The sequence below is a fragment of the Kribbella ginsengisoli genome (assembly GCF_039537185.1).
Classification (GTDB): domain Bacteria; phylum Actinomycetota; class Actinomycetes; order Propionibacteriales; family Kribbellaceae; genus Kribbella; species Kribbella koreensis.
Map to the genome: position 1 here is coordinate 1,132,345 of NZ_BAABAA010000002.1, position 14,841 is coordinate 1,147,185.

16 protein-coding genes are annotated in these 14,841 nt (G+C 69.2%); 8 read left to right on the top strand and 8 right to left on the bottom strand.

Annotated features, from left to right (window positions below; all coding sequences use genetic code 11):
* The first annotated feature begins 94 nt into the window (after positions 1 to 94).
* Positions 95 to 1,129 carry a DUF695 domain-containing protein gene (locus ABD768_RS12855; protein WP_344840523.1) on the top strand — a complete coding sequence of 345 codons (1,035 nt, stop codon included), beginning with the start codon at positions 95 to 97 and terminating at the stop codon, positions 1,127 to 1,129.
* Positions 1,130 to 1,166: 37 nt separating this feature from the next.
* The gene (locus tag ABD768_RS12860) at positions 1,167 to 2,126 is read left to right on the top strand and encodes a hypothetical protein (RefSeq protein WP_344840525.1); all 960 of its coding nucleotides are present in this window, start codon (positions 1,167 to 1,169) and stop codon (positions 2,124 to 2,126) included.
* A gap of 42 nt (positions 2,127 to 2,168) precedes the next feature.
* Here ABD768_RS12860 and ABD768_RS12865 read toward each other — a convergent pair whose 3' ends face one another.
* From ABD768_RS12865 to ABD768_RS12890, 6 genes are read right to left on the bottom strand one after another with little or no spacing between them, the layout of a single operon-like run.
* Positions 2,169 to 2,906, bottom strand: a complete 738-nt coding sequence (locus ABD768_RS12865; protein ID WP_343975592.1) for an ABC transporter permease — start codon at positions 2,904 to 2,906, stop codon at positions 2,169 to 2,171.
* Entirely contained in the window at positions 2,903 to 3,631 is a 729-nt protein-coding gene (locus tag ABD768_RS12870) for an ABC transporter ATP-binding protein (protein ID WP_343975589.1), read from the bottom strand. The genes ABD768_RS12865 and ABD768_RS12870 overlap by 4 nt, the downstream gene beginning before the upstream one ends.
* Positions 3,632 to 3,680: 49 nt before the next feature.
* Positions 3,681 to 4,226 carry an HDIG domain-containing metalloprotein gene (locus ABD768_RS12875; RefSeq protein ID WP_344840528.1) on the bottom strand — a complete coding sequence of 182 codons (546 nt, stop codon included), beginning with the start codon at positions 4,224 to 4,226 and terminating at the stop codon, positions 3,681 to 3,683.
* Complete coding sequence (locus ABD768_RS12880) at positions 4,223 to 5,041, bottom strand: TetR/AcrR family transcriptional regulator (protein ID WP_344840530.1); 819 nt, start codon at positions 5,039 to 5,041, stop codon at positions 4,223 to 4,225. The genes ABD768_RS12875 and ABD768_RS12880 overlap by 4 nt, the downstream gene beginning before the upstream one ends.
* Positions 5,042 to 5,069: 28 nt before the next feature.
* The gene (locus ABD768_RS12885) at positions 5,070 to 5,933 is read right to left on the bottom strand and encodes a sugar phosphate isomerase/epimerase family protein (protein ID WP_343975580.1); all 864 of its coding nucleotides are present in this window, start codon (positions 5,931 to 5,933) and stop codon (positions 5,070 to 5,072) included.
* A gap of 22 nt (positions 5,934 to 5,955) precedes the next feature.
* Positions 5,956 to 6,888 (bottom strand): Ppx/GppA family phosphatase, encoded by a 933-nt coding sequence (locus ABD768_RS12890; RefSeq protein ID WP_344840531.1) that lies wholly within the window; start codon positions 6,886 to 6,888, stop codon positions 5,956 to 5,958.
* 136 nt (positions 6,889 to 7,024) lie between these two features.
* Here ABD768_RS12890 and ABD768_RS12895 point away from each other — a divergent pair, with 136 nt between their 5' ends.
* The 3 genes from ABD768_RS12895 to ABD768_RS12905 all read left to right on the top strand — a co-directional run bounded on the left by ABD768_RS12895 (position 7,025) and on the right by ABD768_RS12905 (position 9,206).
* On the top strand, positions 7,025 to 7,780 hold the full coding sequence (locus ABD768_RS12895) for a DUF3109 family protein (protein WP_344840532.1): 756 nt from the start codon (positions 7,025 to 7,027) through the stop codon (positions 7,778 to 7,780).
* A 63-nt stretch (positions 7,781 to 7,843) separates the two neighbouring features.
* Positions 7,844 to 8,476 carry a VOC family protein gene (locus ABD768_RS12900; protein WP_343975572.1) on the top strand — a complete coding sequence of 211 codons (633 nt, stop codon included), beginning with the start codon at positions 7,844 to 7,846 and terminating at the stop codon, positions 8,474 to 8,476.
* 10 nt (positions 8,477 to 8,486) lie between these two features.
* Entirely contained in the window at positions 8,487 to 9,206 is a 720-nt protein-coding gene (locus ABD768_RS12905) for a Type 1 glutamine amidotransferase-like domain-containing protein (RefSeq protein ID WP_344840533.1), read from the top strand.
* A gap of 85 nt (positions 9,207 to 9,291) precedes the next feature.
* On the opposite strand, the gene ABD768_RS12910 is transcribed toward ABD768_RS12905, so the two are convergent.
* Both ABD768_RS12910 and ABD768_RS12915 read right to left on the bottom strand, forming a co-directional pair.
* Complete coding sequence (locus tag ABD768_RS12910) at positions 9,292 to 10,821, bottom strand: WS/DGAT/MGAT family O-acyltransferase (protein ID WP_344840534.1); 1,530 nt, start codon at positions 10,819 to 10,821, stop codon at positions 9,292 to 9,294.
* A gap of 105 nt (positions 10,822 to 10,926) precedes the next feature.
* The gene (locus ABD768_RS12915; RefSeq protein WP_344840536.1) at positions 10,927 to 12,351 is read right to left on the bottom strand and encodes a beta-N-acetylhexosaminidase; all 1,425 of its coding nucleotides are present in this window, start codon (positions 12,349 to 12,351) and stop codon (positions 10,927 to 10,929) included.
* A gap of 100 nt (positions 12,352 to 12,451) precedes the next feature.
* Here ABD768_RS12915 and ABD768_RS12920 point away from each other — a divergent pair, with 100 nt between their 5' ends.
* The 3 genes from ABD768_RS12920 to ABD768_RS12930 are packed head-to-tail and all read left to right on the top strand — an operon-like array spanning position 12,452 to position 14,833.
* Positions 12,452 to 13,720: an MFS transporter gene (locus ABD768_RS12920; protein WP_344840538.1), complete on the top strand. Its 1,269-nt coding sequence runs from the start codon at positions 12,452 to 12,454 to the stop codon at positions 13,718 to 13,720.
* Between the two features lie 9 nt (positions 13,721 to 13,729).
* Positions 13,730 to 14,188: a GNAT family N-acetyltransferase gene (locus ABD768_RS12925; protein WP_344840540.1), complete on the top strand. Its 459-nt coding sequence runs from the start codon at positions 13,730 to 13,732 to the stop codon at positions 14,186 to 14,188.
* Positions 14,189 to 14,224: 36 nt separating this feature from the next.
* On the top strand, positions 14,225 to 14,833 hold the full coding sequence (locus ABD768_RS12930; protein ID WP_344840542.1) for a TetR/AcrR family transcriptional regulator: 609 nt from the start codon (positions 14,225 to 14,227) through the stop codon (positions 14,831 to 14,833).
* Positions 14,834 to 14,841 lie beyond the last annotated feature (8 nt).

Sequence of the window (14,841 nt, forward strand, 5' to 3'; positions counted from 1 at the left end):
AGGGTAGGGCCTGGACCGCCGCCGGCCCAGCCACCACACCCCGGTACGACACGGCGTGGTTCCGCTTGGACTGAGGGCGAGAGAGGATGCGGGCATGCCTTTGTTCCGGCGGCGCAAGGCCGCGACCGGTGACCCGATCGGTGAGTTCTGGGCCTGGTGGACCGCGACCGGCGCGGCCGAGGTGGCCACTGCGGTCGCCAACCAGGACCCGAGCTCGACCGCCGAGGAGCTGTCCCGCCGCGTCTCGCGGATCCACGGCAACCTCGATTGGGAGCTCGGCCCCGGCCTGCACGCCGCCCATGTCCTCGTGGTGACCGCCGCCGGCGACCCCGGTACCCGCGCCTTCGCCCGCCGCTGGCTGCGGGCCGCACCACCGTCGGACCAGACCTGGGAGTACGCCGATATGCGCCGCCCGGCGCCTGACGTGACGATCCGATTCGAGGGCATGCCACCGGTACAGATCGACGCCGCGCTCGTCACGATCGAGGCCGACACCCGCGAGGCGGCACTGCACGTCGGCGTCCATCACCCGGCCTTCAGCGAGCTTCCCGAAGACCTGCAGAAGCGGGTGACGTTCCTCCTGCTCGACCTGGTGCTCGGCGAGGAGCTGGTCGAGACCTGGGTCGGCGCGATCGAGACTGCGGTCGAGCGCCCGGCGGACGCAGTACCGATCGCCCAATTGCTGCCGGCTGTTGCACAGTTCGCGGCAGATCATGTGGCTGAAGACGGTGGGCCGAGCTGGCGGCTGATGGAGGGTACGACGGCCGCTGGACACCGGCTGGTCGCGACGGCGATGGTCCCGCTGCGGTCGGTGCAGTTACCGCATCTGGATACGCATGTGGCCGTATCGGTTCCGTACAAGGCGGCTCGCGAGGACGGGCTCCCGCTGGACGAGACGCTCAGCCACCTGCGCGACTTCGAGGATCATCTGAGCGACCGGCTCGGCGACTCCGGGCGACTGCTCGCCCATGAGACCGCTGATGGCCATCGGATCCTGCACTACTACGTCGACGGTACGACGCCTGCGGCCGCCCAGCTCGAGGCGGCGGTGACCGGCTGGCCCGACGGCAAGGTGGCCCTCGACGTCTCCCAGGACGCCGGCTGGGAAGGCGTCCGCCACCTGAGCTGAAGGCAACCATCTGCCAACACTCAGCATCGAGCTAGGTATGCGAACCCTCCCAGCCGTCCTCACCATGCTCAGCCTGGCCGTCGGGGCCACCGGCTCCCTGGCGGCTGGCCCCGCGGCCGCAAGCATCGGCGCCCCGCCCCGGGCGGTCGAGGCCAACACGACCGCGGCCGCGAACTGCCGGATCGTCGTGGGGAGTGCGACAGCGGGCGGGTACCACGTGCGTACTCCGATCACCTCGACGACGCCGCCTGTCATCGGCACCAGCACGTACCAACCGCACACCTACCCGAGCGGCTGGGTGCGGCTCAGCACCACCTTCAACAACTGGCCGAAGGCGAGCGGCAAGGAAGCCCGCTACGGCTGGTTCGTGCACGGCGACACCCTCTACACCCACCACTACGGCCTCAAGAACGGCGCACCGGATCCCGCCCTGCCCGCCAAGTACACGAAACTCGGCGGCGGCTGGGGCCCGTATTCAGCCCTCGAGGTGTCGAACTACTACCGCGGCCAGACCCTGGCCCGGCAGACGGCGTATGCGCTGCGCACAGACGGCACCCTCCGCCGCTGGTCGATCAGCAGCACCGGCAAGTGGACCCCGACCGGGGCGGCAACCGGGTTCTCTGCAGTCCGGTCGATCGCGCTGATCAGCCGGACCGCGACCTACGACACCTTCATCGCCAACCTCCGCGGTGGCGCCCTCTACACGATCCACCTGCCGACCACGGCGCCGCTGAAGCCGGTGGTCAAGCAGGTCCGGACGACCGGCTGGGGAGAGTTCGAGCAGCTCGTCGCGGCCACTTGCGGCAAGGGCTCGCTGGTGATCGGCGTCGACAGACAGTCCAAGTACGGCCAGCTGTACGCCGTCGGGCACGCGACCGGCCTCTCGACGCCGATCAAGCATCTCGGCGAGCTCGACGCACTGATGTTCCGCACCCCCGACCCGGCGTTCTTCCGCTGGACCGACAACCCACCGACCGACGCCTTGGCCGGCGAGTGACCCAACAGGTACGTCTCCTTGAGCGCCCGATAGGCCACTCGACTACGCCGTACGCCGCTTGAGCGTCGCCGCGCCAAGTGCCAGCGCAGCCACGATGAACGCGACCACGATCAGCGTGTCCACGCCGGCGCCTGCGCCGAATCCGTTGCCCTGGGCAACACCGACGACGGCGTCGACGGCGTACGACAGCGGCAGGATGTCGCTCACCGCATGCAGGACGCCGGGCAGCCGGTCGCGCGGCAGCAACAGGCCGCAGAGCAGCAACTGCGGGATCATCACGGCCGGCATCATCTGCACGGCCTGGAACTCGGTGGCCGCGAAGGCACTGGCGAACAAGCCCAGCGCAGTACCGAGTACTCCGTCGAGAACGGCCACCACACCGAGTTGCCAAGCGGCGCCGCGGATGTCCAGATCCAGGGCATACAAGGAGATCGAGACCACCACGACGGCCTGGACGACGGCGATCAGCGCGAAGGCGAGCGCATAGCCGAGCAGGAAGTCGAGCTTGCCCATCGGCATCGTGAACAGCCGGGCCAGTGTGCCGGTCGACCGCTCGCGCAGCGTCGCGACCGAGGTGACGATGAACATGATGATCGCCGGGAACACCGCGAGCAGCGGCCCGCCGACCCGGTCGAAGGTGTTCGGGGTGTCGTGGAACATCCACCACATCAGGCTGACCAGCAGGGCGGGAAGCACGATCAGCATCGCGACCGTGCGGTGATCCCGGCGCAGTTGGGCGACCACCCTGGTCGCCACGGCGAACGTCACTCGCGGAGTCATCGGGCTGCCGCCTTCCGGTCGATCAAGGTGAGAAAGGCCTGCTCCATGTCGTCGGCGCCGGCCGACTCGAGCAGCGCCCGCGGAGTGTCGTCGGCGAGTAGTTCACCGTCACGCATCAGCAGCAACCGGTCGCAGCGGGCGGCCTCGTCCATCACGTGACTGGAAACCAGCAAGGTCGCGCCACCGTCCGCGAGGCGATGGAACAGCTCCCACAGATCGCGGCGCAGGACCGGGTCGAGGCCGACGGTGGGCTCGTCGAGGACGAGCAACTCGGGTTCGCCGAGCAGCGCGGCCGCCAGCGAGGCTCGCGATTGCTGGCCTCCGGAGAGGCGATCGACGCGGGCGTCGGCGTGACTGCGGAGGTCGACGGCGTCGATGACGCGGTCGATGTCGGCGGCTGCGACGCCCAGTACGGCGGCGAAGAAGCGCAGGTTCTCGGTGACGGTGAGGTCGCCGTACACGCTGGGCTCTTGGGTGACGTAGCCGATCCGGCCGCGCAGTTTGGGCGCGCCCGCAGGCAGGCCGAGCACCTGGACGGTGCCGGTGACCTTGGCTTGCAGACCGGCGATCGACCGGATCAGCGTCGTCTTGCCACAGCCGGACGGACCGAGCAGGCCGGTGACCGACCCAGCCTTGAGGTCGAACCCGACACCGTGCAGGACCTCGCGGTCCCCACGCACCACCACGACGTCCCGGCAGGACACCGCCACCGCGTTATTCATCATGTGATGAATTTAGCGTGCGAATGTCTCGCTGGCAACTGCTCGGGGTGGGTCAGGCGGGGAGGTCGGGTTCGCCGTAGCGGGCGACGAGGTCGGTGAAGCGGGCGGCCTTGGCGGTGCCGAAGCGTCGTACGGAGCTCTGGTACGCGGCTGCGGTGACGAAGGTCGGCGGGTTGGTCTTGCTGTGGAACTTGTCGGCGTACATGACCAGTTCCTCCTCCACGGTGTCGGCGAGGTAGTCGCCGGGTGGGATCGGGAGGTTCTGGTCGGAGATGTCCTCGCGGGTCAGGCCGACGCCGGTGTGGTGGGAGCAGAAGCGGCTGAGGGTCTCGGGGAAGTCCAGGGAGCGGAGGAGTTCGTAGCCGAGTACGCCGTGGCGGATGTAGGCGGAGCCTTCGAGGCGGTAGACGCCGATGTCGTGCAGGAGGGCACCGGCTCGGATGAGATCGCCGTCGACCGAGAGCCTGTTCGCCTTGAGGACCTGTTCGGCAAGGTCGCAGACGATCTGGCAGTGGGTGTGGACCAGTTCGAAGGCGGCGCGGGTGGGCGCGTACTGGGCGTGCAGGTCGCGGATCTCGCTGTCGGTGGGGAGATTCACGCGGTGAGGTAGTGCTGGAGGACGGGGGCCATCCGGTCGATCAGCTCGGGCATCTCGGTGGAGGCGAGTGGTTCGAGCCCGATCAGGTAGCGGGTCAAGGCCAAGCCGATCAGTTGGGTGGCGACGAGGGAGACGCGGAGCGGGGCATCCGGTACGCCGAGAGCCTGGCCGACCGGTTGCATGATCAGCTCGGTCACGCCCTCTCGCATCATCCGGGCGACGTCGTCGCTGCTCACCACGCTGCGCAGGACCGCCTTCATCCGCTGCTGCCCTTCAGCCGACTCCCAGACACCGAGGAAGACGGTGATGATCCGCCGTCCGAGCTCCTCCCGAGGCCCGTCGAGCACATGCGCCGCCACCTGCCGAGGATCGATCGGCAAGGCCATCGACTCGACGAACAACGCGTCTTTGCTGTCGAAGTAGTGGTGCACCAACGCCGCATCCACACCAGCTTCTCTGGCGACCGCCCGGAGCGAGGTGGAGGTGAATCCTTTGCCGGCAAAGGATTCCCGAGCGGCTCGCAAGATCTCCCCGCGAGTATCCGGCCCTCCGGGCCGGCGGCCGGGAGCGCGGGGGGAGGGAGCGCGCCGCTTGCCGGCGGCTGCCTTGGTCGGACGAGCTCGCCCGGCGGCATCGCCGGTTCCGACGGCGCCCGGGGCGGACTTCACCATGCCCGCGGCAGGCTTCACCGTGCGCGTGGCGGGCTTCGGCGCGCGGGCCCGGGCGGTGCCTCGCGCCGCGGCTGCGCCGGAGGCGGACGGCTTCGGCGTACCGGGATCGACCGGTTCCGGCCTCGCGGCGTTCTGCGGGCTCACGAGTCGAGCTCCGGCCGTGGCTTGCTGCTCACGAGTCGAGCTCCGACACCTCACCGGAGCTGGAGACGGCGAAGGCTGAGCGGCGGGCGGAGGGGGTGTCGGTGGTGCGGGTGAAGTGTTTGCGGGTGAAGTCGAGGGACTCGATCAGGTCGACCTCGCGTTCGGAGCGGCTGGGGGCGCGGCGGGTGTTGATCTCGATGATGATGTGACCGTCGAAGTCCTGGTTCGCCAGCACTTGCAGCAGGTCGGCCGCACGTTGGGTGCCGCGGCCCGGTACCAGGTGTTCGTCCTTCGCCGAGCCCGTGCCGTCGGTCAGGTGGACGTGCCTCAGCGTGCTGCCCATCGTCGCGGCCAGCTCGACGCAGTCCTGCTCCGCCGTCGACGCGTGCGACAGGTCGAGCGTGGTGTGCGCGTAGGTCTGCTCGGTCGGGTCCCAGCTCGGCGCGTACGCCTGCAACCCCTTGCCGGGGGCACGCCAGGGGTACATGTTCTCGACCGCGAAGATGATCCCGGTCTCCGCCTCCAGCCGCGCGATCCCCTCGACGAACCCGCGGGCGTAGTCCCGCTGCCACCGGAAGGGCGGGTGTACGACGACCACGTCGGCGCCCAGCTCGGTAGCCGCCTCGGCGCTGCGCTCGAGCTTGCCCCACGGGTCCGTGCCCCAGACCCGCTGGGTGATCAGCAGGCAGGGCGCGTGGATCGCCAGCACCGGCAGCTGGTGGTAGTCGACGAGCCGCTGGATCGCGTCGATCTGGGTGCTCAGCGGATCGATGCCGACCATCACCTCGACGCCGTCGTACCCGAGCCGGGCCGCCAGCTCGAAGCAGCTGGCGGTCGACTCCGGGTACACCGAAGCGTTGGAGAGGCCGATCTTGACGGTGTCGCGGGTCATCAGTACTTGCCTTCGTGGTAGTTCATCGGGGCTGCAACTGGTCGAGGCGGGACAGGATCACGCCTTCGCGCAAAGCCCACGGGCAGATCTCGAGCGAGGTCAGGTCGAATAGGTCCATCACGGCGTCGGCGACGAGCGCGCCGGCGACCAGCTGGCTGGCCCGGCCGGCCGAGACACCCGGCAGCGCGGCCCGGTCGGTCTCGGACATCGCGATCAGCTTCGGCAGCCATTCGGTCAGGCTGTCGCGGCTGAGCGAGCGCGGGACGTACGGGCCGTCGTCGGACGGGGCCGCGCCGGTGATCCTCGCCAGGGAGCGGAAGGTTTTGCTGGTGGCGACGGCACGCTGGGGCTTGCCTGCCCGGAGTACGTCGCCGGCGACCGCCGCCATCTCGATCCGGATCCGGCGGCGCAGCGCCTTGACCTCGTCCTTGTCCGGCGGGTCCTGCGTCAGCGACTCGCGGGTCAGCCGACCGGCTCCCAGCGGCACGGACACCGCGACCGTCGGCTCCTCGTCGGACCCGGCCGCGATCTCCAGCGACCCGCCGCCGATGTCGAACACGGCCAGCCGGCCGGACGACCAGCCGAACCACCGGCGTACGGCGAGGAAGGTCAGCCGCGCCTCGTCCTGGCCGGTCAGCACCTGGAGGTCGACCTCGGTCTGCTCGCGGACCCGGTCGAGCACCTTCTCCCCGTTCGGCGCCTCGCGCAGCGCGGAGGTGGCGAACGCCATCACCGACTCGCAGCCCTTGTCGGCGGCCAGCTCGGCCGCCTCGGAGATGAACGAGACCAGCTCGTCGGCCCCGGACTGGGCGATCCGGCCGTCCTTCTCGAGGTGCTCGGCGAGCCTCAGCTCGGTCTTGTGCGAGTACGCCGGGAGCGGCGCGGCACCACGATGCGCGTCCACCACGAGCAGGTGGACGGTGTTGGATCCGACGTCGAGTACACCGAGGCGCATACCCTCCACGCTACTTGACTCCGGGCGTTCACCTGGTGGGCGTGTGGCCGTCTTCCCCGAGATTTGATTCAGCCGCCGCTTACGCAGTACTGGTTTCGATGACCGGGTATCGCGGTGGGCGGCGTACTCTTTCCGGGTGCCCGAGGTATCTCTTGACTTCCCCCGCGCCTATGTCGAGTTCGTCGACCCCGACGACGCCGACCAGGTGTTCCGGTGTGACCTGACCTGGCTGACCTCCAACTGGACCTGCATCTTCGGCGGTGGTTGCAAGGGCATCTACAAGGGCCGGCCGAACGACGGCTGCTGCACGCTCGGCGCGCACTTCTCCGACGAGGACGACGAGAAGCGGGTCAAGGGCTACGTCAAGCAGCTGGGCAACGAGGACTGGCAGTTCCGCAAGGAAGGCAAGAAGAACGGCTGGGTCGAGACCGACGACGAGGGCGATCGCAAGACCCGCGTCTGGGAGGGTGCCTGCATCTTCCTGAACCGGCCGGACTTCCCCGCCGGCGGCGGCTGCGCGCTGCACGGGCTGGCACTCAAGCAGGGCGTGCACTTCGTCGAGACCAAGCCGGACGTCTGCTGGCAGCTGCCGATCCGGCGGACCTTCCGCGAGGTCGAGCGGCCGGACGGTACGTCGTACACGGAGGTCGGGATCGGCGAGTACGACCGGCGCGGGTGGGGGCCGGGTGGGCATGACCTGGACTGGTACTGCACCGGCAACACCGAGGCGCACATCGCGGTCGAGGCGGTCTTCGAGTCGAGCAAGGTCGAGCTGCAGACGCTGATGGGGCTGAAGGCGTACGACGTACTCGCGGAGTACTGCCGACAGCACCTGGAAGCCACCCGTCCGTTGCTCCCGCACCCTGCCTCGCTACCTCTGATCAACAAGTAAGGGTTACCTTTCTTCGACACCCCGGATCTGCGGTGTCGGCGGTCGGCGGACAGAATGATCGGCATGCGCCTTGATCACTTGTCTTACGCGGCCGGACCCGACGGGTACAAGGCAACGGTCGAACGGCTCTCCGCCGTGCTCGGCGCGGAGTTCGTCGACGGTGGCGTGCACCCGCGCTTCGGCACGGTCAACCACATCCTGCCGCTGGAGAACGACCGCTACATCGAGGTCGTCGACGTGCTCGACCACCCGTCCTCGGACAAGGCGCCGTTCGGGCAGGCCGTCCGGGCCCGCAAGGAGCTCGGCGGCGGCTGGCTCGGCTGGGTGGTCGCCGTCCGCGACATGGCCCGGATGGAGCAGCGCCTCGGGCGTGAAGCGGTCCCAGGCAACCGGCACCGGCCGGACGGGGCGAACATCACCTGGCGCCAGATCGGCGTCAAGGGCCTGATCGCCGACCCGCAGCTGCCGTTCTTCATCCACTGGGACGACCTGACCCAGCACCCGTCCGTCGGCGGCAAGGGCGTCAAGCTGACCGGCCTCGAGATCGCCGGCGACCCGACCCGGGTCACGGACTGGATCGGCCACCCGGCCGACCACCTGCTCGACGACCTCGACGTCGCCTGGGTCGGCCCGAACGGCCAGCCGGGCCTGGTCGCGGCCGTCTTCCAGACGCCGGACGGCATCGTCCGCCTCTGACCGGCCTCCGGTGACCTCGACGCAGATCTTCGCGATCTCCGGCATCCTGACCGGAGATCGCGCCCGCACCCGCGATCTGATCTCGTACGCCGTATCGCTCGCCGGCATCACCGGCCGCCCGGCCCGGTTCTGCTTCATCCCGACCGCCGAGGGCGACAACCCCTATGTCCTCGACTGGTTCAAGGGTGCCTTCGGCAACGACCCCTCCGTCGAGGCCAGCACGCTGACCCTCTACACCCGGCCGAACGTCCCCGACGTCCGCAAGCACCTGCTGTCCCAGGACGTCGTCTGGGTCGGCGGCGGCAGCGTCGTCAATCTGATGGCGGTCTGGCGGGCCCACAACCTCCCCGAGATCCTGCACGAGTGCTGGCAGAACGGCGTCGTGATGGCCGGCCAGTCCGCCGGCAGTCTCTGCTGGCACATCGGCGGCCCCACCGACTCCTTCAGCGGCTCCTTGGATGCCTACAGCAACTGCCTGGGCTGGCTCCCCTGGAGCAACGGCGTCCACGACGACCTAGCCGACCAGCCCCGGCGTACGACGTACCGGCGACTGGTGGCCTCTGGCGAGCTTCCACCCGGCTATGCAACCGAGGACGGTGTGGGCCTGCACTACGTGGACGGCACTTTGCGCGAAGCCGTTTCCGTACTACCGGACGCACGCGCCTGGAAGGTCGACCCCGATGGCTCCGGTGGCCACGCCGAGACCGAGATCGTGCCGCGACTGCTGTGATGGATCACCTCGTCTAGCGACGCCCGACCTCGCGCCGACCGTCGCCACCTTCACCGAGGCGACCGGTCTGACGGTGGCTTGGAAGCTAGAGGAGCTCTAGTTCGGCTAGGGACGTCTCCAGGTGAGCCAGTAGGCGTTGGAGGTGGGGGACGGTGCGGCGGCAGCCTATGAGGCCGAAGTGGAGTTGGTGGTCGTAGCTGGTGACGCTGATGTTGAGGGCCTGGCCGTTGAGGACGATGGAGGCCGGGTAGGTGCCCAGGAGGCGGGAGCGGTTCCAGTAGAGGGGGCTCTCGGACGGGCCGGGGATGTTGGAGATGACCAGGTTGTACGGCGGTGGGGTGCGGCCGGCCAATCCCGGGATGACGGCGGCGGGGCCGGCCGAGCCTAGGCCTAGGGCGCCGAGCATGAGGTTTTGCGTGGGGCTGAGTTGGGAGAGGACGCTCTTGCCGTACGTGGTCGAGTCCATGATGCGGCGGATGCGCGCCTCGGGGTCGATCTCATCCGTTGCGAGGTCGGCGATGAGGGTGGCCAGCGAGTTGCCACCGCCGGTACCGGAGCCGTCCGCGGATCGGAGTGACACTGGGACCATGGCCGTCAAACCCTTGTCCGGAAGGGCTTTGAGGTCCAGCAAGTAGTTGCGCAAGGCACCTGAACACATCGCGAGCATCACGTCGTTGAGCGTCGCGCCGGTCATCGCGCGGACCTTCTCCAACCGCTCCATCGGCCACGACTGCGCGGCGAACCGCCGAGCCGCACTGATCGGCTGGTTGAAAACAGTCTGCGGCGCCTTGAACGCCACCGACGAATGCTCGTGCTGCAACGCCCGCAACGCACTCCGCAACCCCACCGGCGACAACCCGGCAACATCCGCCAACAGCCGCCCAACTCCCCCAACAGCCCCGACCGCCTCGCCCGGCAACCGCCCAACAGCCGCAAACAGCTCAGCCGCCGTCGGCAACCCACCCGCCAGACCAGCACCCGCTGCTACCCCGGAGCCGCCGCGACGGGGTGGGTCGCCGAAGTCCGCGCCGCCTGGGTCGCCGAAGTCCGCGCCGCCGGAGTCCGCGCCGGGAGCTGCGCGGAGGGCGTAGGTAGCCGGCATACCCGTCCGAGTCGGGTCTGGGGTGAGCGTGTTCTGCATCCACTTCAGGGCGGTGACGCCGTCGATCAGGGAGTGGTGGATCTTGCTGTAGACGGCGAAGCGCCGGCCCTGGACGCCCTCGATCAGGTGGATCTCCCAGAGGGGCCGGTGGCGGTCGAGCAGCGTGCCGTGCAGGCGGCTGGTCAGCTCGAAGAGCTCCCGGTACCGCCCGGGCCGGGCCAGCCCCGACAGCCTCACGTGGTACTCGAGATCGATGTCCCGATCCTGGTCCCACGACCAGTACCCGAGGTCCAGCGCCCGGTGCCGCACCCGCCGGGTGAAGAGCGGATTGACGGTCTGATCCTGGGTGATGTCCTCGTACAGCCGCGACACGTAGTCGCGCGTACCGTCCGGAAAGACCTGGTCCCGGGCGCCCTCCGGTAACTCGAAGAGCATCAGCCCGCCGACGTGCATGGCCTGCTCGCGCGTCTCGCCGAGCAGGAACATCGCATCCAGCGGCCCCACTGCGGTCATCCGTCCTCCGCCCCGACCAAAAGTCGCCTCAGGCTGTTACCCGTGCTAACCAGCCTGAGGCGACTTTAGTTACCCCCGCAGTATCTGCAAGGTCAGGGACCAGGTTCAGTCGAGCGGCCGGTACGTCAGCCCGAGCGCCTCGACGCGCGCCAGGTGCGGCCGCAGCCGGCCCAGGAACTCGTCGTACGACGTCTTGGGCGACCCCCACGCGCGCTCGGCGAAGGCCGACAGCCGCGGCAGCAGCATGTAGCCGACCCGCTCGGGGCCCTCCATGTACTCCGTCCACACCTGGCACTGGGTCCCGACGATCCGGGCCTCCTCCTCAGCGGTCAGGCCGGGCGGGATCACCTCGAAGTCGTACACCTTCTCCAGCGGCGTGAAGTGCCCGATCGCCAGCGGTTCGGTCGACGGGTCGCCCTGGTAGTAGTCGAAGTACACCGACTGGTTCGGCGCCATCACCACGTCGTGCCCCGCCTTCGCCGCGACCTCACCACGGTCCGGCCCACGCCAGGCCATGATCACCGCGCTCTTCGGGCAGTCCGTCTCGACCATCTCGTCCCAGCCGACCAGGCGCCGGCCGTCCTCGGTCAGTACGGACGAGACCTGCTCGGTGAACCAGCCCTGCAGCTGCCCGGCGTCGCTCAGCCCCAGCTCGGCCTGCCGCGCCTGGGCCGCCTCCGACACCCGCCACTGGCCGTCGGGGCACTCGTCACCGCCCAGGTGGATGTACGGGCCGGGGAAGATGTCGAGCACCTCCCGCAGGACCGTCTTGACGAACTCGACGGTCTGGTCGTTGACGTTCAGCACGTCCTCGCTGATGCCCCAGACCTGCCGTACGCCGAGCTGCTGGTCCGGGTTGTTGCCGAGCTCCGGGTACGCCGCGATGGCCGCCTGCATGTGCCCCGGCAGGTCGATCTCCGGTACGACCGTGATGCCCCGCTCATCGGCGTACGCGACGATCTCCCGCAGGTCGTCCTTGGTGTAGAAACCGCCGTGCCGCGTCCCGTCGTACTCGAACTCCGTCTGGCCGTGCGACATCTTGCCGACCATGGTCTCCGGCCGCCACGCGCCGACCTCGGTGAGCTTCGGGTACGCGTCGATCTGGACCCGCCAGCCCTGGTCGTCGGTCAGGTGCAGGTGCAGCACGTTCATCCGGTGCAGCGCGATCACGTCGAGCACCTGCAGCACGAACTCCTTCGGCATGAAGTGCCGGGAGACGTCGAGCATCATCCCGCGCCAGCCGAACCGGGGCGCGTCGGCGATGTGCACGGCCGGTACGGCGAGCCCGCCCTCGACCTCGGTCGCCGCGTCGAGCAGCTGCTTGTAGGTCTGCTCGGCGTACCGCAGGGACTCCTCGGAGCCGGCCGACAGCCGGGCGCCGTCCGGCGTCACGTCGATCCGGTACTCCGTATCGCCCAGGTTCTCCACGACGGTACGGACGGCGTCGCCGGCCGGGTCGGCGCTGACCCACTGGCCGTCGGCGGTGACGAGCTCCCGGGGGGCGGGGACGATCGCGATCTGTTCGGACATCCGGACTCCAAGTGAGGACGACAGGCTGACAAACGAAGACTGGCGACATAAAGCCGCTGCGGCGACCCTACCCGCACCTTTCGGGTGAGAAGGTGGGCGAGTGTCCGCCGACCAAGACTCCACCGACCCTGCCCAGCCGGTGCAGGACGTAGTACCGGCTACTGCGGCTTCTTTGCAGCGGGGGACGTTGCGGGTTCTGGTAGCCAGCAACGTGCTTGGTGGAGTGGCTGTGGCCAGTGGGTTCGCGGTGTCCGGGCTGCTGGCGGAGAACATCTCGGGGTCGACCTCGATGGCCGGGTTCGTGTCCACCACGACGACGCTCGGGGCGGCAGCGCTCGCCGTACCGCTGGCCAAGCTGGCCCGGTCGCAGGGGCGGCGCAGCTCGCTGACTGCCGGCTACCTGATCGCCACCGCCGGCGCACTACTCAGCATCGTCGCCGCACAGATCGGCTCACTGGCCCTGCTGCTCTTCGCCGGTTGCCTGTTCGGCGGCGGCTCCGCAGCGAACTTGCAGTCCCGGTACGCCGCGACCGACGCCGCCGACCCCAAACACATCGCCAGCTCCCTGTCGGTCGTCGTCTGGGCCACCACCATCGGCGTCATCGTCGGCCCCAACCTCACCGGCGTCGGCGGCTCGGTCGGTACGTCGCTCGGTGTGCTCGCCCTGGCCGGACCGTACGTGTTCTCCGTCGTCGCCTTCGGTCTCGCCCTGGCCACCGTCTGGTTCGGCCTGCGCCGCCTCCAACAGGTCACCGTCCGGACCACTCTGGAACGCCAGCCACTCGCCGCCACCTTCCGCAGCGTGATGGCCATCCCGCACGCCCGGCTCGGCCTGCTCGCGATCGCCTCCGCGCACGCGGTGATGGTCGGCGTGATGTCGATGACGTCGGTCCACCTGCGCCACCACGGCGCCTCGCTCACCATCGTCGGCTTCGTGATCAGCGGCCACGTCGCCGGGATGTACGCCCTCTCCCCCGTGATGGGCTACCTCGCCGACCGGATCGGCCGCATCCCGACGATTGCCACCGGCCTGGTCATCCTGGCCGGCGCGATGACAGTCGCGGCCTTGGCGCCGGACGATGCCCACGGGCTGACCGCGATCGCTCTGTTCCTACTCGGCCTCGGCTGGTCCGCGTGCCTGGTCGCCGGCTCGACGCTGCTCTCCCGCTCGGTCCCGGACGACATCCGCACCTCCGCGCAAGGCCTGTCCGACCTGACGATGGGCATCTTCGCCTCGCTCGCCGGCACCGGCGCGGGCCCGATCCTGGCCCAATTCGGCTTCCACTGGCTCGCAGTGCTGTGCGGCCTCCTGCTCGTCCCGGTCGCCCTCCTCACGCTCACCACAAGAACTGTCCGTACGGCGAGTTAGCGTGCTCGCATGACTGAGGTGACCCTGCGGCCGATCACGCCGGACGACCTGCCCGCATTGTTCGAGAACCAGTACGACCCGGCCAGCGCGGCGATGGCCGGCGTACCGAGCAAAGAGGAAGCGGACTTCTACGCCCACCGCGAGCGGGTCCAGGCGAACCCCGACAACATCACCCGCGTGGTCGTCGTCGACGGCGAGGTGGCCGGTGACGTGGTCAGCTGGGCCGACGAGGGCGGCCGGCACGTCGGGTACCGGATCGCCCAACGGTTCTGGGGCCGCGGAATTGCGACCGTCGCGCTGCAGTTGTTCCTCAAAGAGGTCATCGAGCGCCCGCTCAATGCCGACCTCGTGCAGAGCAACGTCGGCTCCCGCCGTGTCCTGGAGAAGAACGGATTCCGGCTGCTCGGCCCGGACGAGCAGCCGGCCGAGGCCGAGCCGGACTCGTACTACTTCCGCCTCGACGCCTGAGGGACAATTGCCTGCGGCAACATCTACGGAGGGTCGATGGCGGTACCGAAGCGGCTGACACCCAAGGGCGCGGCGACCCGGGACCGGATCGTGGCCGGCGCGGCCGAGTTGCTGCGCCGGCAGTCCGTCGTCACCACCACGCTCGACGACGTGCTCGCTCATACCCGGAGCAGCAAGAGCCAGCTCTTCCACTACTTCCCCGACGGGAAGGACCAACTGCTGCTCGCGGTCGCGCAGTACGAGGCTGATCGGGTGATCGACGAGCAGCAGCCGCAGCTGAGCAACCTGGGCAGCTGGGAGGCCTGGCAAGAGTGGCGCGAGGTGGTCGTGGAGCGCTACCGCTCGCTCGGCGACAACTGCCCGATGGGCACCCTGTTCCTCCAGGTCGGCCGGAACAGTCCCGGCGCCCAGGCGATCGTGCGGCAGCTGCTCACGGATTGGCAGCGGTACCTCGCGACCGGACTCGAGGCGCTGCAGGCCAACGGCCACCTCGGTCCGATCGACATCGACCAGGCCTCGGCCGCGCTGCTCGCCGGCATCCAGGGAGGCGTCGCCATCATGCTGTCGACCGGGCAGACCACCTACCTGGAAGCAGCGATCGACCAGTGGCTCGCGCGACTACGGCAGGCCGACGCGCACGCCTGAGCACGCGC

Bases quoted from the DNA above. Each gene is read 5' to 3' on its own strand.
- ABD768_RS12855 (WP_344840523.1), top strand. From the start codon at position 95: ATGCCTTTGTTCCGGCGGCGCAAGGCCGCGACCGGTGACCCGATCGGT.
- ABD768_RS12860 (WP_344840525.1), top strand. From the start codon at position 1,167: ATGCGAACCCTCCCAGCCGTCCTCACCATGCTCAGCCTGGCCGTCGGG.
- ABD768_RS12865 (WP_343975592.1), bottom strand. From the start codon at position 2,906: ATGACTCCGCGAGTGACGTTCGCCGTGGCGACCAGGGTGGTCGCCCAA.
- ABD768_RS12870 (WP_343975589.1), bottom strand. From the start codon at position 3,631: ATGATGAATAACGCGGTGGCGGTGTCCTGCCGGGACGTCGTGGTGGTG.
- ABD768_RS12885 (WP_343975580.1), bottom strand. From the start codon at position 5,933: ATGACCCGCGACACCGTCAAGATCGGCCTCTCCAACGCTTCGGTGTAC.
- ABD768_RS12890 (WP_344840531.1), bottom strand. From the start codon at position 6,888: ATGCGCCTCGGTGTACTCGACGTCGGATCCAACACCGTCCACCTGCTC.
- ABD768_RS12900 (WP_343975572.1), top strand. From the start codon at position 7,844: ATGCGCCTTGATCACTTGTCTTACGCGGCCGGACCCGACGGGTACAAG.
- ABD768_RS12910 (WP_344840534.1), bottom strand. From the start codon at position 10,821: ATGACCGCAGTGGGGCCGCTGGATGCGATGTTCCTGCTCGGCGAGACG.
- ABD768_RS12915 (WP_344840536.1), bottom strand. From the start codon at position 12,351: ATGTCCGAACAGATCGCGATCGTCCCCGCCCCCCGGGAGCTCGTCACC.
- ABD768_RS12925 (WP_344840540.1), top strand. From the start codon at position 13,730: ATGACTGAGGTGACCCTGCGGCCGATCACGCCGGACGACCTGCCCGCA.
- ABD768_RS12930 (WP_344840542.1), top strand. From the start codon at position 14,225: ATGGCGGTACCGAAGCGGCTGACACCCAAGGGCGCGGCGACCCGGGAC.